Genomic DNA, 23,922 nt, shown 5'->3' with positions numbered 1-23,922 from the left:
CCATCCTCTACTTTCGCTTAAAAATCAGAGATTATCCTAATTCTTCTGTTTTCTTAACAATTTTTTTAATTTCATGAATTGCCTTTTTTTGTTCTAAATAGCTTTTTACTTTATTTTCATCACTATCGATTTTGCCTAATGTTGTATCTAGCTTATCGATTTCATCATTGATTTTATATACCAATGATTCTTGATCATCGAGCCAATTTTCAGCATCTTCAACTGCTTTATCCTGTGCTTTTTGTTCTTCTTTTTCAATTTTATTTTCTTTACGGATAATTGATTTTACTTCATGAAGGGCTTTTTCTTGTTCAAAAAAATGTTTGATTTTGCTGTCCGTATCTTCCATTTTCCCAAGAGTAACGTCCAACTTATCCATTTCTTTCCCGATTTTTTCTACTAATTTTACTTCTTTTTCTGCATAATTTGTCATAACTTATTCCTCCTTGTCTTATCTAAATGCGTAAACGATATGCGTGATACCAAAAAGCATAAAATAAAATCCAACTAGAAAACTTAATGTTAGTGCTGAAGATAATGGGTTCATCAATAGCATGATCCCTAAAATGATGCCCAAAATATCAACAATTAAAGTGAACCAGAAATAGCCAGGACTAACTGCTTTGGCCAAGTCTAACGTAAATAAACCAAATACAGAATCAAAAATAAACCAAATTGCAAAAATAAATGGTAAAGCTGCAACACCGATATTTAAATTAAATAAAAAGTACACCCCGATAATAACATCGATCACACCTAAAATAATTGGTGCATAGGCTTTGTAGCCAGTTAATTCTTTTAATCTGTTACGAGCGAAAATTTCAAAAATCCCTTTTAAAATCGCAAATATAGCGAAAACCAACACGATAGCAATCAAGTTTCCAGCTGGATCTTGAAATGATAATAACGCTGTTAAAACAAACAGAATTCCTAGAATCAAAGAACCCCAGTCTATTCCTTTTCTACTTGTTTCATTCATAATATCCACTTCCTTTTGTCTTATTTTCCCCTACAAATTTATGGTACTCCTAAATATTGGTCTAGTCAAAAATAAAGTCCTCTAGGTTAAGTTTGTATACGAATCGAACAGACTTTCAACTTAACTATTTGCCATTTCTGCTCAATCGATTTTACTTTGTCCTCGCTGTCAAACATTTCTAAACAAACTTTTTCCTAAAAAGCCACTATGTTACTTTACAACATAGTAGCTTTTTGGTATATTGTATTACAAGATACTAACCTTAAAGGAGGAATTCAGTTGGATGCAACGCAAATGCTAAAAGGATTACTTGAGGGCTGCATCTTAAAAATCATTCAAAAAAAGACCGTTTACGGCTACGAAATGATCACTCTTTTATCAGAGTACGGTTTAAATATGGTCAGTGAAGGAAGTATTTATCCAGTCTTACTAAAACTACAAAAACAACACTTGATCGTTGGGGAAATGCGCCCCTCAACTGATGGACCCAAACGAAAATATTATTCTTTAACACCAGCTGGGGAAACCTATCTTCTTCAATTTGAAAAGCAATGGTCACTGATTTCAACAGGAGTAAATCACATTATGGAAAATGAGGGCTGAACATGAAAACAAAAGCTATGATCAAACAAAATAATGAATTAAGAAAGCAACTTAATCCAGAAAACAAGAAATACTATGAAGAGATTCTTGTTTATATCCGCGTAAACGTGAATAAAGATGAACAACAAACAGAGGAAATTCTCTTAGAAATCTTGCAAGATATTTTGGATGCACAAAAAAATGGGACTTCTGCCAAAGAATTTTTCGGAAAAAATCCGCAAGAAATCAGTGACAATATTTTAGCAGAACTACCAAGTAGCTCTGGAAGATCTTTAATAAAATTTGTTCTGCTGATCTTTGTTTTGCTTCTACAGTTTAATTTAATTACTATTCTTCTAGAGCCTGTAATAGCGATTAGTTTCTTTAAAACGGGTCTGCCAATTTTATTGTCTGTTGCGGCCATTTTTTTCATCCTTGCCATGGTGAAATACTACAGCTTTTCCAAAAAGACTAGCTATTTTTTTGCTCTACTTGCTTTTATTTGTTGGTTAGCGACTTTTTTAGTCCCCATCATTGATGCTAGATTAAACGGTATCGGACAAACAATCATCCTTTCACATCAAACCTTTGCTTTGATCCTCTTGATTTTATCTGGCATTATTTTAGTCGGATATTACTTAGAAAAAAGTAGCTTCTTTGAAATCATCCCTACTGTGATTCTAGCTATTTTAGAATTTACTGTTCTAATAGGAGTAGTAAACCCTGCTACATTATCATTAGGTAGCAAAGCTATCTTCTCAACACTGCTTCTACTGCTACTATTTGTCCTGCCTGCTATTCAATTTTATACACAAGAGAAACAAAGCTAGCTCCAGCTAAAAAAAAAACAGCCTAACTCAAAACAAACAAGTTTTGAATTAGGCTATTTTATTTTTTCTTGCCAATTGAGCGAAAAGCTCGTTTGATTACATCGAAAAATCCTAAAGACTGCACCATATGATCTGGTGCTACATACTCCTGTATTTCTCTAAGTACTTTTTTAGGCTGTTTAGAAGAGAACGTAAATGTGCCATTTTTCTTGGTTTGGATCGCATAACGTGGAATCCATTTTCCTTTAAACATGACTGAAGCAATCACATAATCAACTTCTTCCCATGGAATTTGGACAAATTTACGGCTATCACGTGAATTGTAAAATTCAAAGCCTTTGTCGCCGATCATAATTTTTCCATAATCTGTAAGGCCAGTAAAAGCGGTGGCATCTGTTATGAAATCTACTTGTGTATTCAGTGATTGAACCATTTTATCTGCTCCATTTCCTCAGTGATTGATGTTACTTATCATTATATGTGTTTTTAAACGATTAAGCTATGTAAATGAAACTTGGGACAAAACCGAATGGCTTTACCCCAAGCATAAAACTCATAGACAGATTATAATAATCCGATTACGTGGCCAGCTACGCCGACTACGAATAAGCCAAGAATAATAACGATTGGTGATACTTTTTTCTTCAATAACCACATACAGAAGAATGTAAGTAGTAACGCTGCTAGTCCAGGAATCAATTGATCCAAGTTGTTTTGCAATGTTGTGACTTTCATTGCAGAAAGAGCTTTACCTGAGCCAACTTCTTCAAATGCTTTTTGTAGACCTTCGCCATTGATGGGTAGTTTGTCCCATTCAACATATGCACCTTTATCTAACTTAACTGTAGAAACGATTGGAATAAACTTGATCGATACCCACCGCTGTACCAAGGCTGCCAGTACGAACATCCCGAGGATCGAAGCTCCTTTAGTGACGTCTTGTAGTAAACCGCCTGAAAGGTCTTCTGTGATTTTAGAACCTGCTTTATAACCGAATTCTTGTGTATACCACATAAATGACCAACGGATAATATTCCAAGCTAAGAAGAAAATGATTGGTCCAAGAATGTTTCCGCCAATTGCAAGGGAAGCACCTAAGGCACCTAACATTGGACGGATCGTAAACCAGAATACTGGGTCACCGACACCTGCTAAAGGTCCCATCATCCCAATTTTAACACCTTGAATCGCTACGTCATCAACAGGTGCGCCATTGGCACGTTCTTCTTCTAGCGCTAACGTTACACCTAGAATTGGTGAAGCAATATATGGGTGAGTGTTAAAGAACTCTAAGTGACGTTTTAGTGCAGATGAACGATCTTCTTTTGTTTTATATAATTTTTTGATCGCTGGGATCATTGAGAATGCCCAACCACCATTTTGCATACGTTCATAGTTCCAAGAACCTTGGATAAATGTAGAGCGCCATGCAACGGCTAAACGATCTTTTTTCGTTAATTTAATTTTTTCTGCCATGTCTCTTCTCCTCCTCTTAATTTAATAGTCGTTTAAGATATCGCCCAGCGGATCACCAGTATTGCCTCCGCCGCCGTTGCCGTTGCCATTTGAAGAACCACCCATTTTTGAAAGGTTCAAGTAGATCAATGCTAACGCTACGCCTAAGGCTCCAAGTGCGATCAATGTTAATTGAGAAATTGCCGCTACAACGAAACCAATGATAAAGAATGGCCATACTTCTTTGGTTGCCATCATGTTGATTACTAATGCATAACCTACAGCCACAACCATACCACCACCGATAGCCATACCTTCTGTCAACCATGCTGGCATTGATTCTAATGCTGATTGAACGGTTTCTGCTGGAATGAATAAAAGAGCTGCTGCTGGAATCGCAATACGAATCCCTTGCATACATACTGCTAAAATGTGTAACATTTCAATTTTTCTGATATCGCCTTTTTCAGCGGCCGCATCCATCATGTGCACGATCGGTACAGCAAGTGTACGAACGATCATTGTTAAGAAAAGACCAGCTACTGCAAGAGGTACAGCAATCGCGATTGCTGAAGGAACACCTTTAACACCTTGTCCGCCTAATACTAAAATAATTGCTGATGCAACAGATGCTAAGGCCGCATCCGGTGCTACTGCGGCTCCGATGTTCGCCCAACCAAGTGCGATCATTTGCAAAGTTCCGCCAAGAACGATCCCGGCTTCCAAGTTACCTGTTACTAAACCGATCAAGGTACACGCCACTAACGGTTGGTGAAATTGGAATTCATCTAGAATTCCTTCCATACCAGCTAGAAAGGCAACTAAAATTACTAAAATAATTGTTATAATAGACATGATAAGCCTCCTATTTTCATTTGAATTTTTAAGTTATTTTGATTTTGCTTCTGCTAACTCATGTTTTGCTTTTTTCAGGATTTCATCCATGTTAGCGCTAGAATCATTTGGAACTTTACGAACGTCAAACTTAACGCCTAAATCTTCCAATTTTTCAAAAGCTTCAACATCTTCTTGTCCCATTGATAATACTTTACTTACTACGACTTTACCGACTGAATGTGCCATAGAACCAACATTTACTTCTTTGATATCTACACCTGCTTCAACTACTTTTACCACATCTTCTGGGTTTTCAAACAGCAATAATGCTTTTGTATTCCCAAAACGTGGGTCTTTTGAAATTTCAATCATTTTACTGATTGGAATAACATTGGCTTTTACTCCTGGAGGAGCCGCTTGTTCAATCAATTTTTTACGAAGATCATCTTTAGAAACAGCATCTGAAACAACAATAATGCGGTTTGGTAAAACCGATTTTGTCCAAGCTGTCGCTACTTGTCCATGTAACAAACGAGAATCGACACGTGCTAAAACAAATTTGATTTTGCCATCGCCTACTACTGTACCTTCAGGCAATGCACCTTTTGGCTGAGTATCTTCCACAGCAGCTTTTGGTGCTTCAGCAGGTTCTAACTCTTCAGGTTTGATTCTTACGCCTTCTTTAGCTGTTTCAAGAATATGTGTTGCGATTTCTTGAGCAGAATTCATTGAAAAACGAGACGCATATGCTTCAATCAACATTGGCAAGTTCAAACCGCTGACAATCGCCCATTTGTCTTTATGTTCTTCAAACAGACTGTTTGCTTGGTTAAACGGTGTTCCTCCCCATAAATCGACTAAGAACAATACTTCATCTTCTTCATCAAACGTTGCGATTGCTGCTTTTAATTTGGCTTTTAAATCATCTGGGCCTTCGCTAGGCATCAATACAACTGCTTGTACTTTTTCCTGTTCGCCAAAAATCATGGAACCGGATTGTAAAATGCCTTGAGCAAACTCCCCATGGCTAGCAATAATAATTCCTACCATAATTTGATACCTCCTATATTTTTTTCAAACTACTTATCACTAAATCACCAACAGATGAAAACACTGAATAGAAAATATAAAAAAGAAAAAATGCGTTACTCAATTTGTGTCTTCAATTACTTCTTGCAATCTGTCAGATGATTTTCGCTGACCACTATTACTCAACGATACTACGTCAACATTCGATCGATCGGATCACTCCTTCCAATTCTATGCATAAGTTACGATAATGAACATCGAGTCAGTCTGTCACGCCATTTATATAGAATCTGAAAAAAGACTCATACTAACTGTTCTTTTTTCAGCAATTCCATCATATCCACTTGGTTATCTGCAACGACTTTGCGGATTTCCAATTTAATCCCTTGATCATGCAAATACTTAAATGCTGCGATATCTTCTTTATTGACCGCAACAGCATTTGTGATCATTCGTTTTCCACTTGTAAAACTCATACCACCAATATTGACAGAGTTAAAGACTACATTCCCTTCAACTATACGTTTGACATCTTCAGGATTTGTGAACAACAGCATTACTTTTAAATTATCAAAACGCGCATCTGCAAAAGCCTCGATCATTTTATCGACCGTAATAACATTTACTTTTACACCGGGTGGAGCCGCTTGTACTAATAACGCTTTTCTCAGCGTATCATGAGCAACGGCATCACTAATGACTAAGATTCGGTTTACATTGGTGCTTTTAGTCCAGACAGTCGCTACTTGTCCGTGGATCAAACGATCATCGATCCGCACTAAACGAATATCCATCATGTCTTGCTCTCCTTCATTTCATTAGTTCCTTTAGCACATTCTTAATACTTTATTAATAAAATACTATGCTCTGACATTTATTGCCAAAATAACGACTAGCAAAATTAGCTAAAGTATTCAAAAATGCTTACGTAACGACCAGATTTCATCCGTCGACTTATTTAAAGCAAGTTTCGTGCCAAAATTAGTGTATTGTACATCAAAAGGAAAAACTAAGGGATTATTTAAGAAAATACACCAAGAAGATACACTAAAACAGTGTATCTCCTTGGTGTATCGCCCCTAGTGTATCCTCTGTATTTTCTATTTGATTCAACTGTGTATTTTTAATCAGTTGAATAATATAATAAATTTCTTCCATTGGTAATTCTAATTGGAATAGTTGTTTAAGATATAGTGCCGCTTTCATCACCACGTCATAGCTAGGCTCAGATGTAATTTGATCTAATTCTTCTTGAGTAAGTGATAATGTATCATGCTGTAGCACTCTTTCGAGCATTCCAGCTAAATGCATGACTAAATTCACATAAAAGGAATAATCCAACTGCAAATCTAATTTTGTTCGGATGATATCTGCAAACTCCCATAATGGATTGATGATTTTTTTAGGATTGATAAAAGTAAAACTTTCTTCCATATAATCCATACAGATTTTTCGGGCAACTGATTCGTCCATTTTTTGAGCTTCCACATAAATCTCACTATCCATCAATAACTGATTGATCACAGATTCAGCTTCACCTGAGAAAAATGTTTCCATTGGGATAAACGGTGCAGCGATTTTAGGATCAGTGATTCCTGTTGCCGCAATAACGCGATATTCTTCTTGAATCGCAACAAGTTGCTCTTGCATATCTATAATAGACAACGGTAATACTTCTAATTCTAGGCCTAACTGTGGTGGCACAGCGGCTTCGATCATTTCTTTCATCCGTTTGGCTGTCCCCTCACCAGAAGCACAGATCGCAATGATCACGCGTTTTTTCCAAGGCGCTAACGGATCCAGCTCTCTTTCTTGGTGGATCTCCGCATAACCTTGGAAGTTTTTCAATGAATCATATAGTGTGTCTAACTGTGTATCGATCAATGTTGTTTTTCTTGCAGTTTCTAAAACGATTGGGGTCGTGACCATATCCACCGTACGAACGTCGATGCCTGTTTGCCGTGTGATTTCATCTGAAAAAGTAGCAAGTGAGCCCATATCGACTAAAAGAATCACACCGCTGTCTTCATTGACTTCTTTCACTACATTGACAATTTGACGCAGCGCTTCTTTGGGCTGCATTTCTAAAGGCATGTCAACTGCCCTTAAGTTATCAACATTCAACAATTGTGATACAACTTGCACCATACTTGTCGCGGTACTTTTTCCATGTGCTGCAACCACGATCCCAATTCGTCCTGCATCTTTGTTTTCCCTCAGTGAAATCAAGAGAACTGCTAAATAATAGGTTTCAAATTCTGGGATCTTCATTTGGTAATTGATTTCAATGATTCTTTTGATTTCTTGGGCTGTTTCAAATTCTACTGGATAATCCAACACCATATTTCTGATATTTTCATTTAATTGATGCTGACGCTCTTCGCCATTTTGGATTCGTTTTAAAAACGAACTAATGTGTAGGCTCATCGCATAAATAAAATTTGACTGAAAATTATAATTTAGTTTTTGTTTAGCGAAATTATAAATTTCTTTGGTAACGTCAATAATCCGTTGATCTACGATTTCTGCTAGTTTGTTCTCCGTATCAAAAGTAAAACCATGATCTTTATAGAAGGATTTTAAATGGACATTGATATCTGTCGTAATAAAGTTATTAATCACTTCTTGCTCTAAACCATCCGCTTTTAATAAGGCTGCTTTATCTCCAATGATTTCGTATAAATTATACGGTAATTCATAGGAATCTGACTGAATCGTAACTAGTGGTTCATTTGGGGCTACAATCATTTGCGGTTCTAAATACTTAGAGAGCTCAGCTAAGGTTTCCCGATTACTTGCCAGTTGCATCATGCCATCTTTAATACTGTCTGTCAGCTCATCGATCGTGATTGCTAGTTCATCTTGGTCAATATGATTTAAAAACCCTCTAGCTGTTACTAACTGAACATTCGATTTCAACTGACCAACATTTCCATAAGACACACTGCCGATCAACGCTTTGACTACATCCTCGGATAAGGAAATTTTACGCTGGATGCGTGAAGCTTCCATTGAAATCATGACTCTTAGCAAATCAATTTTCTCTTTTGCCGGACGATCGATAAAATTTGGTAACTGAATAATAATCGGAATTCTTCGGACAAAAGTGTTTAATAAAGATGAGGTTGGATTTTCAGTCGTGGCACAAACGATCCGTACATCTGCATGACGATTTTTGACTGTTTCACCAAGTCTTGAATAGGTGCCATGATCCATAAAATAAAAGACCATCTCCTGACCTTCTGGTGGTAAACGGTGAACTTCATCAAGAAACAAAATACTCCCGTCTGCTTCATGAATGATCCCTTCTTTGGCCTTCGTCGCACCTGTAAATGCGCCTTCAGCATAACCAAAAAGGTGAGACATCAATAATTCAGGATTATGAGCATAATCAGCACAGTTAAAAACAACTAATTTTTTATCTGGATCGATCACATGATTCAATAGCGCAAATTGAAACATCGCATGGGCAAAATAGGTTTTACCTGATCCCGTTGGCCCGGTAATTAAACAATTTAACCCTTTTGGCGGATAGAGAATAGCTGCTTTCGCTTGTTCAACAGGCGTTCGCATACTTCCTGTTGAGCCGATCATTCCTTTAAAAATATCATCTCCAGCAAATTTCTTCGTTGGCTTATGTAGCTCTTCTGCGGTAGTATTTTGACCATTTACTAAACTATCTTCCCGATAACTCATGACAGGTTTAGACAACGGCTGATATTTAAAAATCGCTTTATCGACATATTTAACTGGACGCCCGTCCGTTTTCTCTAATAACCCTTCTCGAACAAGCTGATTCAAGTCTTTGCTGGCATTAGTTCTTTGGATATCTAAAGTTTCTGAAACTTCTCCTGTCGTTACTCCGCCGCCTAAAGAAACATCACTAGGTGTTAAATTTTCAGTCTGTTCTTTTACATAAAGGTAAATTCGTTCAATACGCTTCAAATTGGTCTCTCCTTTCTTTTTTTAAAACGTAGCGAGTTCATCTACTGCCTCATTCATAATTTATCGTTTTCTCGATTACTTCAACGAATAGGTACTACTCTCCATTTATTCAATTTTTTCATAGTGTTTCATGGCAATCCTTAGAACTTTACCTCTTAGGGATAAATGTGATTGTTAGCTCGTAACAATCTATGCGTAACCGATAAACGATACACTATTTTTATGTGTATCATACAGTGTATCGTTTCAAAAGTATACTAATAACCTTTTATTAGAATGTTCCACATGAAACACTTCTTTTTTAAATTCCCTTCATTTTGGTAAAAACTATAAGGTATTTCTGAAAAAGTCTGAAATTCCTTGAAAAATGTGGGTTTCCTCGCTATAATGCAGAGAGGTTTAACTATTCTATATGAAGTGAGGAAAACAATTGATTACTGTAAATGATGTAAGTTTGCTATTTTCTGACCGCAAACTTTTTGATGATGTAAATATTAAATTCACACCTGGTAACTGTTATGGTTTAATTGGTGCTAATGGCGCTGGTAAATCAACATTCTTAAAGATTTTATCTGGTGATATCCAACCAACAACTGGGAATGTTGCTTTAGGTCCTGATGAGCGTTTAGCTATCTTGAAACAAAATCATTTTGATTTTGAAGACAATACTGTCCTAGAAACAGTTATTATGGGTCACAAACGTTTGTATGAAGTAATGAAAGAAAAAGATGCTGTCTACATGAAAGAAGATTTCACTGATGAAGATGGTATAAAAGCGGCTGAACTTGAAGGTGAATTTGCTGAGTTAGATGGTTGGGAAGCCGAACCTGAAGCAGCTGTTTTACTACAAGGATTGAATATCCCTGAAAGTCTTCATGATCAAAAAATGAGTGAATTGACAGCGGGTCAAAAAGTCAAAGTATTACTTGCTCAATCACTATTTGGTAAACCTGATGTTTTACTACTAGATGAGCCGACCAATGGTTTGGATACTCGTTCAATCAACTGGTTAGAAGAATTTTTGATCAACTTTGAAAATACCGTTATCGTCGTTTCCCATGACCGTCACTTTTTAAATAAAGTATGTACGCATATGGCCGATCTTGATTTCGGAAAAATCAAATTATATGTTGGTAACTACGACTTTTGGTTAGAGTCAAGCCAATTAGCAGCGAAATTACAATCAAATGCTAACGCTAAAAAAGAAGAACAAATCAAAGAGCTACAAGACTTTATCGCTCGTTTCAGTGCGAATGCATCGAAATCAAAACAAGCAACTTCTCGTAAAAAGATGTTAGATAAAATTACCTTAGATGATATTCAACCATCATCACGCCGTTACCCATTCGTTGGCTTTACACCAGATAGAGAAATCGGAAATGATTTACTCCACGTGGAAAATGTCTCTGTAACGATCGATGGCAAGAAAATTTTAGACAATATTTCTTTCTCTTTAAATAACGTTGATAAAGTAGCGTTCATTGCTGATAATGATATCGTTACAACAACATTATTTAAAGTGATCATGGGAGAAATTACACCTGATACAGGTAGTGTCCGTTGGGGCGTTACAACAACGCAAGCATACTTACCAAAAGATAACAGCAAAGACTTTGATACTGATCTAACGATTTTAGATTGGTTACGTCAATTTGCAAGTAAAGAAGAAGACGACAATACGTTCTTACGTGGGTTCTTAGGAAGAATGTTATTCTCTGGAGAAGACGTACTGAAATCAGTTAACGTCCTTTCTGGGGGCGAAAAAGTTCGTGTGATGTTATCTAAATTGATGCTGTCTAAATCAAATGTTCTTGTTTTAGATGATCCTACCAATCACTTGGATCTAGAATCAATTACAGCTTTGAATGATGGATTAATGGCATTTACTGGCGCAATTTTATTTGCTTCACATGACCACCAATTTATTCAAACATTAGCGAACCGCATTATTGCTGTATCCGATAAAGGTGTCGTTGACCGTGCAGATACAACTTATGATGAGTTTTTGGAAAATAAAGACGTTCAAAAACAATTAGATGAACTGTTTTCTAGTGAATATTAAGGGGAATATCAATAGAACAATAACTTATTGTTAATAGAAAAGATCATAGACTATTGAAGTCGTTCCAAAAGATTCCCTTTTTGGAATGACTTCATAGTCTATGATCTTTTTTAATGGATCTATTGTCCAGATAATTATCAAATAGAAGTTTCTAAACTATCTAATGAGACTACCACTTTCTGCTATTCCTAAACAGCAAATATGAATAACTAACAAACACTACTATACAGCAAATTGAAAGTATCATACCCAACTTAAATCCCTGTGGTAAATATTCAAATTCTATTTGATGTTTTCCTGAAGGAACAAGGATACTCAATACGCCATCATTGATTGTACGGATAGCCACTTCTTTTCCGTCAATTTTAGCTTTCCAACCTTTATCAGCCGCAATTGTTGTAAAAAGCACTCGTTCATTCTCAGTAACCACTTCAGCAGTAGCTTTTCGTCCAGATACCTTAAATTCTACACCTTGTTCTTGTGCTTTTTTAGTGGCTTCAACAAATTTTCCTGTATCTAAGCTTAATACTTTTGGTTCAAATAATTCTAAATGATCCGTATGTTCAAAAATTACTTTTGCAGTTATTTCTTGTGCATTTTGATAATTTCCCAGAGAATAATACTGCCCCGTTTTGGTCATGGGTGTGTTTGATTGTTGTTTATCTGTATTTATTTTTACTCTCAATGGGCTTAAGTTCTCATAACTTGCAGGTAATAAATCTATATAAACTTGTGATGCCTTATCTATTTTAATTTTCCATTCAATTTCAATTGGTTTCTCTTTTTCTTTTGTATTTAAAACAAGTATATCTTTTCCATATTTTGATTCTTTCGTTACCTTTGCATTCTCTATCTTAACGATTTCGGGAGAGAGTGTCTCATAAAATTTATTGTCTATACCTGAAAGAACTGACAATAGTTGTTCTGGATCTGAAGAAATATCTTGTTCGTACACTCTTTCATCTGTTAATACCCCCATAGGTAATGCATTTTGATTCTTATATAAATAGTTCTTTCCCGATTCACCAATTTTCTCAAAACCTGCCTTGGATAAAGGTTTGTTTGAGACATTATATTTTATACCCATCAGTGCATCTGGAATTAACGTATTATTCTGATAATAAACTTGTAAATTTGTACCTGCTGAACGAAATCCTAATGTGTTCATATAATTAGATGAATGACGGTTTCTAATTGACGAAAACATCCCAATACCACTATATCCGTAACGAAAACTTTCATTGTTGGAAAGTGCCGTTAGGTTCTCCAATCGATAGAACTGAGTATTTTCTTTTTCAGTTTGTGATACTAGCTGCTGAACTGCTACATAATCTTTATCATATAAAGATCGGTCTGGATATCCCCAGTCATTATCAATCCCTCTCACCATATAGACCGTATTGATCCCAATTTCCAGAACGAATACACTTACAAAAAGACCAATCAAAATAGTCAGTTTCCCTTTTACTTTATGATGCAAAAAAAATAATACTAAATAGCTTGCTAAAAAGATCAATGTTAAAATAAATGACGTATACGTTAAATAATCGTATCTTTCACCTTTCGCAGTTACAACACGAACTATTGAAAAAACTATTAGTAATCCTATGATAATATTTACAATTTTTTCAAAATCTTCTTTTTTATATTTTGACCAACCATACCCTGCCAATAATATTATTGTAAAAGAAAATAAAAAGCTAAATCGAAAAAGAAACATATTGGGTGCATGAAAACCATGCCAAAATAAATTTAGCCTTTCAAAATAAAAACTAGCGATAATAATCAATAATAAAATCCCATAAAATAGCTTATTTAAACGTGTTACTTTTTTGCTCAAGAAAAAAAAGAAACAAAATACAATTGGCAAAAGTCCTACATAAATAAACGGTATAGAGCCATAACCCGTTGTATCATATACACCAATCATATTTTTTATTACTAAATCCCATGGACCTGTTGCGGCAGTCTTTAACTTTGTTATTTCTGTTAAAGCTTCTCCATTTGTTTTTAAATCAATCATTGTTGGTAACAGGACAACCAGTGATGCGCCACCAGCAAGTAGGGAAGTAACTAAATAACTAATGCTTTTCTTTATATAGTGTTTTCTGTTTGTCAATAATCGTACTAAAAAATAGAGAAATGAGTAAACACCAACCATAAAACCAATATAAAAATTAGAGATAAATAAGAAGAAATAGCTTAAAAATAATAAATTAGGACGATGATAATCCATTAGTCGATTGATTCCTAGAATTATTAGCGGTAAGTAAAGTATGCCATCTAACCACATAATAACTTCTGAATTAGCAACAGTAAATCCCATTAAAGCATAACTAATACTAAGCATCAGATTGCCCCATTTGGGAATATTAAACGTTCGAGACGAGAAGAACCAAAAAGATAAGCCTATAGCCCCTACTTTAATCAATGTTAGAAAATAAACAAAGTCTGGAATATTTTGATTATCAAAAAAATAAACAAGCGGTGTAAAAATGCCACCTAGATAATAACTAATAAACGATAAATAGTTTAATCCTAACGAACCTGACCAAGTGTAAAAAATACTCTGATCACTTTTCATCATTGTATTAAAATTTGCAAAAAAGTTGGAATACTGGCCAAATGAATCACTCGCTAGTATACTTATTTTACTTCCAGGGTAGATTCCTATTGAAAAATAGACGCTGCTTAAAATTAGAATAGGGATAACAACACTTGCTAGAGCATATTTGTTTATACGAAATGATTGGATCTTTTTTAATTTGTCCATAATACTCGTTCACCTACTTTGACTAGTAATTTTATTGAATTAATCCTATACGGTTTAATGGATAATATCGAAAAAATGCTACTCCTTCTATTTGTTTAATCGAAACCAGTCCAAATGAACGACTATCATTTGAATGGTTTCGATTATCTCCCATTACGAAATAATTGTTTTTTGGAATCTTTTCTAATCCTTTTAATTCATTCGCAACGGACGCATCAAGCGTTACTGTAACGATTTTATTATCCTCTGTTTCTAAATAAAGAGTGTTTTTGTCTATTTTAATTGTATCATTTGGGATACCGATCACTCGTTTTATATATGACTCTTTCGGTTTTTTTAATGGATCCAACGTAACAAGTTCATACCGCTTAGGTGTTTTTCCTTTATCGATTAGAATACGGTCCCCTTCTGTAAAAGTCGGAATCATTGAAGAACCGTTTACAACATGCGTATTAATTTTAAATAATAATACTAAACAAAGACAAACCCACAAAAAAAATAAAGCATTCTTTATTGTAAGTTTAGAATGCTTGTTCGGTATCTCTTCGCAGCTTGAATAATGATTTCGTTTTATCTTCAGAAGACTTCTTCCTTTCCTTTATGTCCTTTAACCTAAAAACTTGCTAGTCGATGCAAAGGTAAGATTCGCATCTCAACAATACCTATGATATCCTTCTCATCTATCAAGCCATAATAACGCGAATCTGTAGAGTATTGTCGATTATCTCCTAAGACTAAGTATTTATCTTTTGGAATAGTATCGTATTTTACATTCGGTAACTGTTGTAACTGAAAGTCATCTGTTACTAGTTCTTCATTTTGTTTGGCATGATTTAACTGTTTTTGTAAAAAGCGTTCGACTGTTTCTTGCTGATTAATGAATAATTGATCATTTTTATATTGAATACTTTCACCAGGCAAACCAATTACACGTCTAATAGATGTCTCTTGACTATTTGGGATTTTAAAAAAAATAAGTTTAAAGCGTTGGACTTTTCCTAAACGATTAACAAAAAAACGATCATTGTTGTTCAATGTAGGCGTCATACTATATCCTTCTACTTTTGGCAAAGTAAAAACCGTTAATGATAGAATTCCGAAGAGAATAGACACTATCATTACCGTTATGATAATTTCTTTCCAAAACTCTATCATTCTTTTTTTTCTCTTCATCATTTTTTTCTTTTTTGATTTCTTTTTATTACTCTTGGATGCAATAGGATTAATCCTAGCATTTTTCTTATTTTTTCTTTTATAATTTCTATTTGACATAGTCATCATCCAATTATTTTTTTTGCTGTAATGCCTGTTCATTTACCTTGAAATATTCAATTATTTTCTTTTGAGTGGCTTGTGTTTTCTGTATCACACTAATGTACTCTTCACGTTTCTCTGGATTATCAACCATTTCGCTGCTTTGATTGTTTAAATTTAAACCTAGCTCTTTCATTTGATTGTAATACCTTGATAATAATCGTTGTCCTTCTGACGTTAACCTGCCGTCAGCGCCACGCATTCCAAAACTTGATAACTTTGCCGCTAGCTCTCTTAAATTGTTTTCAACTTTTTCAGAATTATTATTTTCACTTAACTGATTGATTTGATTAACTGTCTCATTTAGTAAATAATAGCCTTGGACAATCCCATCAGAATCTTGTTCTCCTAAATTTGTGGCTTGATAGTATCGCGAATAAAAGGCTGTTGCACACAAACAAATTGCCAGAATAGAAAATACTAAAAGATTACGCCTTTGCTTTTTTAGCTTTACAGTTGTTTTTTTTATTTTTCGTCTAATTTTTTTCCGTTTTCGAGTATTTTTTGATCTTATACGAGATAATTGATTTAACTGTTTGCGAATCTGAAACAAGCGAAAGAAACAGAATAAAGAAAACAATGCAAAGAGGATAGCACTTGATAATGTTGCAATAAATACCCAGTCCAATAAAAGCATCTTTCTATCCCCCCATTAATATTATTTTTTCTTAATTTTATTTGTTTTCTTTTTATTTTTAATCCTTTTTTTCTCTTTTTTCTTATTTAATGTGCGAACAATCAAATAGATTATTATAATTAGTATCAAGACAATAAAAATAATCATCAAAATTAATTGCCAATTAATACGATTTTCTTGTAGTAAACTTACATCTTCTTGATTAAATTTATCTGCTTCTTCGTTGGTTATGGTGAATTTTTGCTCCCATTCCCACTTTTCGCCAGTTTTTGCTGTCACTAAAATATGAGCACGATAATTTCCTGGCTCCATTTTGTCACCATTCATTGACACAGGAAATTTTATTTTGGAGTTAGGGGCCATGCGCATTTTCGTTTGTTTTGTATCGTACAATACCTCATCAGATTTTTCACCCATTATTTGAACATCTACTGTCATATCATCTAAATAAGCAGGTTTTGTATTAGAAAAATCGATAATAATAGAGTTACGATAATTTTTTAAATCTGCATAAACCTTATTTAGTGTTAAATCTGGTTTTATTTCTGTATCTGTTTCGGTTAATAGCATGCCTATCAAATAGGCGTATTTATTTTTGATCATCCCATCTTGTTTTTCAGATTCCTGATTGCGCTCGATCATATAAATACCGCCTGAAATTACCCCATCAAATGAAGAATCGGGCATTGTGATTTCAATATTGTAATCAATTGTCTGTTTTGGCGGTACTACAACCGATTCTTTCCCCTTTACAATATCTGCAAAATCATATTTCAATGATGCATCTTTTTCTAAGCTAGAGGGGCCATTTTCAAGTACACCGTTACTATTTGTTTTTGTACTATTTAACCCAATATCAATGATAACTTCTTTATCTGAACTATTACTTAATTGAATTACTGCGGTTTGTTTTTGACCAGGATTCATTCGCAAATCAAAGTATCCCACTTTATTATGTTGGTTTTCAGGATATATTACTTTATAACTAAACCCACTGCCTTCAGCTTTTTGATCACCTTCATTGGCAAAAGCAGATGCAGGGGTGATAACCAAAGCAATTACTATGTATAAAATAATTGTAATACAATTTAAATACATTTTTTTCATTCTCATCACAGTCCTTCTTTAAAAGGGAACAGGATCATCACCGATGATCCTTGATGATCCTGTTCAACCTTACTTTTATACTATTTTTTATCGTGCGTCAGCAATTGTCCAAGTGATTGTTGATGTATATTCACTTGTTGTTGATAATTTATTATTTGCTGCTGGAATACTTAATTTTACAGATTTATCTGCGTTTCCATCTGCGATTTTACCAAATACTAAATCAAAACGACCGAAACCTTTATCATCAGCATTTTGCGTTACAAATGTAGATGGTGTTGTTCCGTCTGTTGCTAATGTTTGTGTAGTTGGTGCCGCTGTTGGATTGATTTGACCTTGGTCACCTGTAGTAGTTAAACGGATATTGTTGTAAGTGATTGTTGCAGCTTTTAGTTCTTTACCGCCTGTGTTTGTAAAAGTCGTTGCTTTCGCTGTTACTGTATATTTGTTTGCAAGATCATCTGCACGTTCATCTTTAAACGTTACAAAGTTAGGCATTTCTATAATGTTTGATGCATTATCTTTTTCAGCTGCCTTGAATGTTTTAGCATAATATTCCCATCCATTACTTGTTGGCGTTGTTACTTCATTTGTACCGAAATCTAGAGGTGCGATTGTGATTACTTTCAAAGGTCCATTATCTGGGTTTACCGGTGGTTGTGTGATTTCAGGTCCATCTGTTTCAGGAGGTGTTGGAATATCTGTTCCAGTACCCTCTTGTGTGAATTTTATTTTACCTGTTGAAGAGTGTACTTTTGCATCTCCTCCGTCTGCTTTTGTTGCTGATGGTAAAGCTAGACCTACACCGACTACTGTTAATAATGCTGCTCCGCATAATTTGTGTGTTAATTTCATTTTTGTTTCCTCCTAGGATTTGTTTTAATTTATGGCAACTCGGATAATACCCAAGTCAACACCGTTTCATATTGTACCGGATCTTTTTTTATTTTACCTGGTACGGTTAAAGATACTGCATTATTTTGATAAACTGGTTGATTGTTGAACTCAGGGTCAAGAATTGGTTGCCCTTTTGGATCAATTCTCGGACTAAGTGTATCTTTTCTTTTTTGGTCATTATCAATTGTTGCACCAAAGATGATTGCCCATGTCCCCTCACCTGTACCAGCTTTTGCTTGTGCCAAATCATATGTTTCACCAATATTATTAATATGGATAACTTCTTTTGACACAATAGGTGCATACGTACTGTCATTGATCGAATTTGTCCAAGATTGATCGAAAGAAATCACTGCACCTTTTAATTCTTTATTTTTAGTAGTTTCATTTCTCAATTGCGTTTCTTGACGAACTTGCAAGCTCCAACCGCTTTTATTTTCACGATAGTCAGAAATTTGGACGAAATTTCCACGTGCACCTGTTCCATCAAGAAATAGTTGCGCGTTCGCAAAATACGTTTGATCTTTATCAGAGATTTCATTACTCCAAAAATTTAGTTTTGGAACGAAATCAAACCTTAAAGGACCATCCGTTGATGGTGATGTTCCTGGATTGACAGGTTTGCTGGGATTCTCAGGGTCAACAACTTCTTTCGGATGTTCGCCAGTGAATTTCACTGTCCCGCTGCCTGAGTCTGTCTTTGCTTCTGCAGAAACAGTTGATGGATTAATGCCAATTCCAATAGCTATTATTGCAGCAATAAGGATAACTCTACGTTGTTTTTTCATTCAAATTAACGCTCCTTTCTTGCTGACTTTTTCTCTTTTTTCTTTCGTAAAAATAGAATCAAGATCAAAATAATTAGAATCACACCACTAATACTCAAGCTTGCTCTAACTAATTCACCTGTTGATGGCAATCTACCCTTTGGCTTTGTGATGACCTCTGATCCAGATGTTGTAGTAGACGTCGTAGTTGAATCACTACTACTTGATGAGCTAGAGGTACTGGATTCATAAAATCCTACACCAGCCTTTGTTTGTATCTGTCCTATTTCTTCAGCATAAGCTGGTGAAAAAGTAGCTAAGCATAAACTTAAGCAGAATATAGAGACAAATAAGAAACGATTTTTTAACATTTTCTTCATTTATTTCTCCCCCTATTGCTTAATATGCTTCTTCTACTCGCCAGATCAAAGTTGTTTCATACTCTCCAGTCAGTTTCACTGCACCTGAGGGAACATCTAGTCGCAGCCCTTGCTTATCAGGTCCCCAAGTTCTTGTTGAAACATCATATTGACCTGATGCATCATGTTTTGCTTGAAGTACATCTTGAGCGTCTGTTGATAGTACTTTCTTATCAGATGCTGTTTGATAGCTTAATACTCCACTTAGAATATGCGTTGGGCTGCTTGGAATACTTAGTTCTCCTTCAAGTTTCACCGATAATTTCCAGTTTGCAAGATTATTCCTATTATCCCAAATCACCAATGGTTGATCGTAGGTTGGATTATTATCTTTTGTTCCTTTCCAACTAACTTCATGACTACCGAAATTAATTTCTGTTGGACCTGAATATATGGATAATGTTCCTTGAAACGTATACGAAACTGTAGATTCTTCCGAGACAACTGGAACTGCTGTTTCATTAGTTGGACGACCCGAACTTTCCAATACATAACGTTTTGCAAGGACAGAAGCAATAGCATCCGTTACAGTTTTTTCTTTCGTTAAGTCTATTGTAGAACCAACATTCCCTTTTATGGTAACGACATTATTCAATGCATTACCTGCTTCGTCAAGAAACTGAACGTTAATATTTTGCTCCGAAAGATGTACAGTAACCTGAACTACTTTAGTAATATCTGTTGCCAAACCAGAATCGGCTGCTTTCACTGTAAGAACAACTGGATAGGTTCCACTGGTCTTACTTGGTGTCAATCCAGCTAAATCTGTTACCTGAACCTTGTCCGTTAAGTCTGTATAAACACCATCAACGATTTTATGTGCAGAAGCACCACTTTGTGATAAAATTTGTGCTTTTAACTGGGTTTCAGTCATATCTTTAATTACTTTTGTTTCCAAAGTGATGTCTTGTGCATCGATACTATTTGTTGTCTCATGGACAATGAGTTTTGAGGTTATCACTGTTTCATTTAATGCATTATCCATTAATATGACTTTAACCTCATGCTCGCCAACAGTACCTGCTAGTGTATTTATTACCGCAAGCGTTTCTGGTGCATATTTATACGTATAATTTTGTGGAACCGGATTAGTATCAGTTGGATTTTTAACAAACCCACTTGGATCCGGTACCCCGTCCCCTTTACCAATATGATAATCTCTAGGATCTCCTTTAGGTGGCGTAACATCTAAAACAACTTGAGTTGCAGTATCGGTTTTACCATCTAAGAAAGAATAAGCTGAGATTGTCGTTCCTGCTAAGAAACGTTTTCCACCTGGTAGAGTATATGAATAATTACCAGATGAATCCGCACGAACAGTAAAATTATCTGTAAACGCTGATTCTGCACTTGCTGTAACAGGACTCACTACTGTATTCTCAGATGGCAAGAACACATTTGCCACACCAGTTGCTGCAGGTGTATCTGATAATCTTACATACGCATTAGGGTTTGTCGTACCTGACACTGTCGTTGAATCTGTAGAATTCACATTATCTGTTGCCTTACTTAAAATACTTATTTTCACATCAGGAATATACTCATAAAGTACCCTTTGGACATTTCTCGTCGTAAACGTTGATTTAAAACTATCTATATTTGCCTGAGTTAATGACGATGCACTACTGATAGTTGGCGTATACGTGTTATAACTTAGTTGCATGCCATACATAGGTGTCCAACTGTTTGAAGGCGTGTCAGAGAAATTATTTCTATTCCACATGCTCACCTTTTGAATATCTACATCTAGCTTACCCCCACTACCAGCAATATTAATTAGCCCGTTTGTCGTAGCAGTACCATCTAATGCAGCCGTTCTTTGTAGGTTTACTCGTTGTGCATCTGCGAATTGGAAAGTAGAGCCATTTGAACCAAAATACAATAGATTTTGTGCTTGTGATGTACTATCACTTATCACATTAAATGTTCCTTGCTTTTGGACCGTGAAACTTGCATTTCCATTAACATGAATAATGTTAGAGTTAGATGCTACCATTCCTGTTGCTTTAATATCTAAGGAACCTTTTTTATCCACCATCAATGAAGAGGAAGCTGCTAAATAAATGATATTCCTGTTGTATCCATTACTATTGTCTGTATGCCCATTTGACGTAACCGCAATTTTTGCATTTTCTCCAATATTAACCGAGCTGTTTGCCTGATAGAGAGAGAGTGCAGCATAATTCGGCTTAGGATTTAAATTTAGATTAGCCCCATTTTCCAAGCTTAAATTACCACCAGCTATGAAAAGATTGGTTTGACTTGCATCACCTTCACCTGTTAAATCATTTTGTCCAGCAGTGACATTCATAGTTGAATTTTTCTTCATGATCAGACTACCACCAGATAATAAGTGGATATTTCCTGCACGAAGAGTGCTCATAGTAACTGTAGTATTTTCTGCAACTGTTAAGTTTGTAATCATAAAATTGATTTGAATCTCGTCAGTTGTTTGCCAGTTTGTTCTATAAGGAGAAGTATATGAAGTTTGCTGTAAGGTACTTACTTCATTTCCCGATAACACAACATCTGTATAAGGTGAGTGGATCATCTGACTCCCTACATCTTTTAAATTAGCGTAGGTCATCTTTGATGCTCTTTGATTCGCAACACTTAAATCATTTAATGTTGTAAAACCATAAATATTCCCATGGTATACATTTAGATTTTGCCAAGTAAAATCCCATGCTCCAGTGGTATTGTAAAAGCACAAGGCAATAGAACCAAAATCAATTGTGTTATTGTTTCCTTCAATCACAACTTTACGACCAATATTGGCTACTCCCATATAAACATACTGGGAAGTACCACTTGCATTGCTTGATGTTCCACCAGTTAAAATACTAGTTAAATTCGCTCTTGGATTATCTGGTACTGCAAATCCTGAAGTTATATTTATGCCGGCGATACTTGTGTCTGCAAGTGCCTTAATGAACTCTTCCCATGTTGCTACGTTTTTTACTGTAGCAGGATCGTATTGGCTTATATCTACAGTCCCTGAGCTAACGGATGTTTCTTCTGCTTTTATAGTTGATGTATTAGCTTTTGATAAAAAAACTAATGACATTAAAGCAAACAGGAAAATACCAAAAACTAACCAAGACTTTTTTCCGATTTTCATTTTTCTCATCTCCCCTCATTTATATTCATTTGTACATTCGTCTTTAAAATGTACCAGCTATTTCTTCTCTTTTACTGAAATATCACTATTTGAGAAAAACGATAGAGTGCGTTCTCTCGTTTAGCAATATCACTTTCGTTCAAAGAAAGAATAGCCTTTTGGCCGTTAATCTGTCACCGTCATCATCTTTGTAAAGACAATTATTCGTCCTTACAATTTCGACCGCCATGACAGTTAAATAGTTTACCTTTATTAGATATCCAACATGTACCCTTTTGAACGAACTGTTTTAATATAAGTATGTGTTCCAGTATGTTCATCTAGCTTTCGACGTAAATGAAATATTAAGTTACTTATACGATATTTTCTGTAATTCTCATTGCTTGTTGTTTTCCAAACTTCTTTTAGGATATCTTCATATGTAACCGTTGTTTTACTATGTCTGTAAAGTATCTCTAGTGTTTTAAACTCTTGCTTCGTTAAGTAAATTTCTTCTTCGTTGTTCAAAAGCACACTAAGATTTTGAGGTATTAATTTAAAAGAGGTCTCATTTTTTTTCTTTTTCGGACTGCTTTCGCTGAAAATATTTTGTTCACTCTTGTTGCCTTTCACAGTACATAAGCTATTTGAGAGAATCAACGCAACTTCATCTAAATTATTAGAATTGTCAAATACCATATTAGCCCCTAATTCAAGGAATAGAGAACGCTCATTGTTTTCTTTTACTCCAGAAAGAATCCATAAAAACTTAGTCGTTTTTTTTCTTATTTCAATCAGCAATCTAAATATTGTTGTATTGCTCAAGACATCATTTTTTTTTATTAAAATACCATCTAATTCATTTAAATGGCTCATAATATCCTCTTTCTTTAAGTCTATCAATGAAAGTTGATTGTCTTCAAAAAAAATTTTTATTTGATTTTCATCTTCTTTCGGCAACGATACATAGCCTATTTTATACATTTTTTTTAACGCTCCCTTTCTGATAAGAATTGACATATTATTCACTCATAGCTGGCTTATTATTAGAGTCCTTAACACCTTAAATATACTGCTAAAAAAAATTAATTCCTCTATAATGTAGACTATGAGTGCTTTTTGAATTATCTGAACAACCCTTTTGATTTACTGCTGCCTATTTCTTATTTCTACGACAAATAAGAAATAG

The 23,922-nt window shown here is 35.0% G+C and carries 21 protein-coding genes; 3 read left to right on the top strand and 18 right to left on the bottom strand.

Going from position 1 to position 23,922, the window contains the following annotated elements; genetic code table 11:
* Nucleotides 1-31 precede the first annotated feature (31 nt).
* Complete coding sequence (locus tag A5819_RS06575; RefSeq protein ID WP_086277747.1) at nucleotides 32-433, bottom strand: hypothetical protein; 402 nt, start codon at nucleotides 431-433, stop codon at nucleotides 32-34.
* A gap of 18 nt (nucleotides 434-451) precedes the next feature.
* The gene (locus A5819_RS06570) at nucleotides 452-979 is read right to left on the bottom strand and encodes an HdeD family acid-resistance protein (RefSeq protein WP_086277745.1); all 528 of its coding nucleotides are present in this window, start codon (nucleotides 977-979) and stop codon (nucleotides 452-454) included.
* A gap of 279 nt (nucleotides 980-1,258) precedes the next feature.
* On the opposite strand from A5819_RS06570, the gene A5819_RS06565 reads away from it, so the two are divergent.
* Nucleotides 1,259-1,582 carry a PadR family transcriptional regulator gene (locus tag A5819_RS06565; RefSeq protein ID WP_086277743.1) on the top strand — a complete coding sequence of 108 codons (324 nt, stop codon included), beginning with the start codon at nucleotides 1,259-1,261 and terminating at the stop codon, nucleotides 1,580-1,582.
* A gap of 17 nt (nucleotides 1,583-1,599) precedes the next feature.
* Entirely contained in the window at nucleotides 1,600-2,391 is a 792-nt protein-coding gene (locus A5819_RS06560) for a hypothetical protein (RefSeq protein WP_254907231.1), read from the top strand.
* A gap of 58 nt (nucleotides 2,392-2,449) precedes the next feature.
* Here the strand turns inward: A5819_RS06560 and A5819_RS06555 are convergent, their stop codons facing one another.
* From A5819_RS06555 to A5819_RS06530, 6 genes are all read right to left on the bottom strand, one after another.
* Nucleotides 2,450-2,824: a DUF956 family protein gene (locus tag A5819_RS06555; RefSeq protein ID WP_086277739.1), complete on the bottom strand. Its 375-nt coding sequence runs from the start codon at nucleotides 2,822-2,824 to the stop codon at nucleotides 2,450-2,452.
* A 131-nt stretch (nucleotides 2,825-2,955) separates the two neighbouring features.
* Nucleotides 2,956-3,867 carry a PTS system mannose/fructose/sorbose family transporter subunit IID gene (locus tag A5819_RS06550; RefSeq protein WP_086277737.1) on the bottom strand — a complete coding sequence of 304 codons (912 nt, stop codon included), beginning with the start codon at nucleotides 3,865-3,867 and terminating at the stop codon, nucleotides 2,956-2,958.
* A gap of 21 nt (nucleotides 3,868-3,888) precedes the next feature.
* Complete coding sequence (locus A5819_RS06545; protein WP_086277735.1) at nucleotides 3,889-4,701, bottom strand: PTS mannose/fructose/sorbose transporter subunit IIC; 813 nt, start codon at nucleotides 4,699-4,701, stop codon at nucleotides 3,889-3,891.
* 33 nt (nucleotides 4,702-4,734) lie between these two features.
* The gene (locus tag A5819_RS06540) at nucleotides 4,735-5,733 is read right to left on the bottom strand and encodes a mannose/fructose/sorbose PTS transporter subunit IIA (protein ID WP_086277733.1); all 999 of its coding nucleotides are present in this window, start codon (nucleotides 5,731-5,733) and stop codon (nucleotides 4,735-4,737) included.
* Nucleotides 5,734-6,014: 281 nt separating this feature from the next.
* Nucleotides 6,015-6,509 (bottom strand): mannose/fructose/sorbose PTS transporter subunit IIB, encoded by a 495-nt coding sequence (locus A5819_RS06535; RefSeq protein WP_086277731.1) that lies wholly within the window; start codon nucleotides 6,507-6,509, stop codon nucleotides 6,015-6,017.
* A 250-nt stretch (nucleotides 6,510-6,759) separates the two neighbouring features.
* The gene (locus A5819_RS06530) at nucleotides 6,760-9,657 is read right to left on the bottom strand and encodes a sigma-54-dependent transcriptional regulator (protein ID WP_086277729.1); all 2,898 of its coding nucleotides are present in this window, start codon (nucleotides 9,655-9,657) and stop codon (nucleotides 6,760-6,762) included.
* 430 nt (nucleotides 9,658-10,087) lie between these two features.
* Here A5819_RS06530 and A5819_RS06525 point away from each other — a divergent pair, with 430 nt between their 5' ends.
* Nucleotides 10,088-11,719: an ABC-F family ATP-binding cassette domain-containing protein gene (locus A5819_RS06525; protein WP_086277727.1), complete on the top strand. Its 1,632-nt coding sequence runs from the start codon at nucleotides 10,088-10,090 to the stop codon at nucleotides 11,717-11,719.
* 169 nt (nucleotides 11,720-11,888) lie between these two features.
* On the opposite strand, the gene A5819_RS06520 is transcribed toward A5819_RS06525, so the two are convergent.
* The 10 genes from A5819_RS06520 to A5819_RS06475 all read right to left on the bottom strand — a co-directional run bounded on the left by A5819_RS06520 (nucleotide 11,889) and on the right by A5819_RS06475 (nucleotide 23,717).
* A complete protein-coding gene (locus tag A5819_RS06520; RefSeq protein ID WP_086277726.1) occupies nucleotides 11,889-14,492 on the bottom strand; it encodes a YfhO family protein in 2,604 nt (867 codons plus the stop codon).
* Nucleotides 14,493-14,523: 31 nt separating this feature from the next.
* Nucleotides 14,524-14,985, bottom strand: coding sequence for a signal peptidase I (lepB, locus tag A5819_RS06515; protein WP_176271375.1), 462 nt, complete (start codon nucleotides 14,983-14,985; stop codon nucleotides 14,524-14,526).
* A 119-nt stretch (nucleotides 14,986-15,104) separates the two neighbouring features.
* The gene (gene lepB / locus A5819_RS06510) at nucleotides 15,105-15,647 is read right to left on the bottom strand and encodes a signal peptidase I (RefSeq protein WP_254907230.1); all 543 of its coding nucleotides are present in this window, start codon (nucleotides 15,645-15,647) and stop codon (nucleotides 15,105-15,107) included.
* A gap of 130 nt (nucleotides 15,648-15,777) precedes the next feature.
* The gene (locus A5819_RS06505; protein ID WP_086277720.1) at nucleotides 15,778-16,443 is read right to left on the bottom strand and encodes a hypothetical protein; all 666 of its coding nucleotides are present in this window, start codon (nucleotides 16,441-16,443) and stop codon (nucleotides 15,778-15,780) included.
* A 21-nt stretch (nucleotides 16,444-16,464) separates the two neighbouring features.
* Nucleotides 16,465-17,556: a DUF916 and DUF3324 domain-containing protein gene (locus A5819_RS06500; protein WP_254907229.1), complete on the bottom strand. Its 1,092-nt coding sequence runs from the start codon at nucleotides 17,554-17,556 to the stop codon at nucleotides 16,465-16,467.
* Nucleotides 17,557-17,637: 81 nt separating this feature from the next.
* Nucleotides 17,638-18,405 (bottom strand): WxL domain-containing protein, encoded by a 768-nt coding sequence (locus tag A5819_RS06495; protein ID WP_086277718.1) that lies wholly within the window; start codon nucleotides 18,403-18,405, stop codon nucleotides 17,638-17,640.
* A 29-nt stretch (nucleotides 18,406-18,434) separates the two neighbouring features.
* The gene (locus tag A5819_RS06490) at nucleotides 18,435-19,235 is read right to left on the bottom strand and encodes a WxL domain-containing protein (protein ID WP_086277715.1); all 801 of its coding nucleotides are present in this window, start codon (nucleotides 19,233-19,235) and stop codon (nucleotides 18,435-18,437) included.
* Nucleotides 19,236-19,240: 5 nt separating this feature from the next.
* Complete coding sequence (locus A5819_RS06485) at nucleotides 19,241-19,594, bottom strand: LPXTG cell wall anchor domain-containing protein (protein ID WP_086277713.1); 354 nt, start codon at nucleotides 19,592-19,594, stop codon at nucleotides 19,241-19,243.
* 19 nt (nucleotides 19,595-19,613) lie between these two features.
* Complete coding sequence (locus A5819_RS06480) at nucleotides 19,614-22,754, bottom strand: pectate lyase-like adhesive domain-containing protein (protein WP_176271374.1); 3,141 nt, start codon at nucleotides 22,752-22,754, stop codon at nucleotides 19,614-19,616.
* 252 nt (nucleotides 22,755-23,006) lie between these two features.
* A complete protein-coding gene (locus tag A5819_RS06475) occupies nucleotides 23,007-23,717 on the bottom strand; it encodes a DNA-binding response regulator (RefSeq protein ID WP_176271373.1) in 711 nt (236 codons plus the stop codon).
* Between the last annotated feature and the right edge of the window lie 205 nt (nucleotides 23,718-23,922).

It is taken from the genome of Enterococcus sp. 7E2_DIV0204 (assembly GCF_002140855.1).
Classification (GTDB): domain Bacteria; phylum Bacillota; class Bacilli; order Lactobacillales; family Enterococcaceae; genus Enterococcus_L; species Enterococcus_L lemimoniae.
The sequence above is the reverse complement of the archived record's forward strand: the minus strand, read 5'-3'. Positions and strand labels throughout refer to the sequence as shown.

Coding starts and splice junctions, on each gene's coding strand:
- A5819_RS06475 (WP_176271373.1), bottom strand. CDS start 23,717: ATGTATAAAATAGGCTATGTATCGTTGCCGAAAGAAGATGAAAATCAA.
- A5819_RS06500 (WP_254907229.1), bottom strand. CDS start 17,556: ATGAGAATGAAAAAAATGTATTTAAATTGTATTACAATTATTTTATAC.
- A5819_RS06535 (WP_086277731.1), bottom strand. CDS start 6,509: ATGATGGATATTCGTTTAGTGCGGATCGATGATCGTTTGATCCACGGA.
- A5819_RS06570 (WP_086277745.1), bottom strand. CDS start 979: ATGAATGAAACAAGTAGAAAAGGAATAGACTGGGGTTCTTTGATTCTA.
- A5819_RS06505 (WP_086277720.1), bottom strand. CDS start 16,443: ATGCTTTTATTGGACTGGGTATTTATTGCAACATTATCAAGTGCTATC.
- A5819_RS06560 (WP_254907231.1), top strand. CDS start 1,600: ATGATCAAACAAAATAATGAATTAAGAAAGCAACTTAATCCAGAAAAC.
- A5819_RS06490 (WP_086277715.1), bottom strand. CDS start 19,235: ATGAAAAAACAACGTAGAGTTATCCTTATTGCTGCAATAATAGCTATT.
- A5819_RS06495 (WP_086277718.1), bottom strand. CDS start 18,405: ATGAAATTAACACACAAATTATGCGGAGCAGCATTATTAACAGTAGTC.
- A5819_RS06555 (WP_086277739.1), bottom strand. CDS start 2,824: ATGGTTCAATCACTGAATACACAAGTAGATTTCATAACAGATGCCACC.
- A5819_RS06480 (WP_176271374.1), bottom strand. CDS start 22,754: ATGAAAATCGGAAAAAAGTCTTGGTTAGTTTTTGGTATTTTCCTGTTT.
- A5819_RS06545 (WP_086277735.1), bottom strand. CDS start 4,701: ATGTCTATTATAACAATTATTTTAGTAATTTTAGTTGCCTTTCTAGCT.
- A5819_RS06485 (WP_086277713.1), bottom strand. CDS start 19,594: ATGAAGAAAATGTTAAAAAATCGTTTCTTATTTGTCTCTATATTCTGC.
- A5819_RS06550 (WP_086277737.1), bottom strand. CDS start 3,867: ATGGCAGAAAAAATTAAATTAACGAAAAAAGATCGTTTAGCCGTTGCA.
- A5819_RS06520 (WP_086277726.1), bottom strand. CDS start 14,492: ATGGACAAATTAAAAAAGATCCAATCATTTCGTATAAACAAATATGCT.
- A5819_RS06575 (WP_086277747.1), bottom strand. CDS start 433: ATGACAAATTATGCAGAAAAAGAAGTAAAATTAGTAGAAAAAATCGGG.
- A5819_RS06540 (WP_086277733.1), bottom strand. CDS start 5,733: ATGGTAGGAATTATTATTGCTAGCCATGGGGAGTTTGCTCAAGGCATT.
- lepB (WP_254907230.1), bottom strand. CDS start 15,647: ATGATAGAGTTTTGGAAAGAAATTATCATAACGGTAATGATAGTGTCT.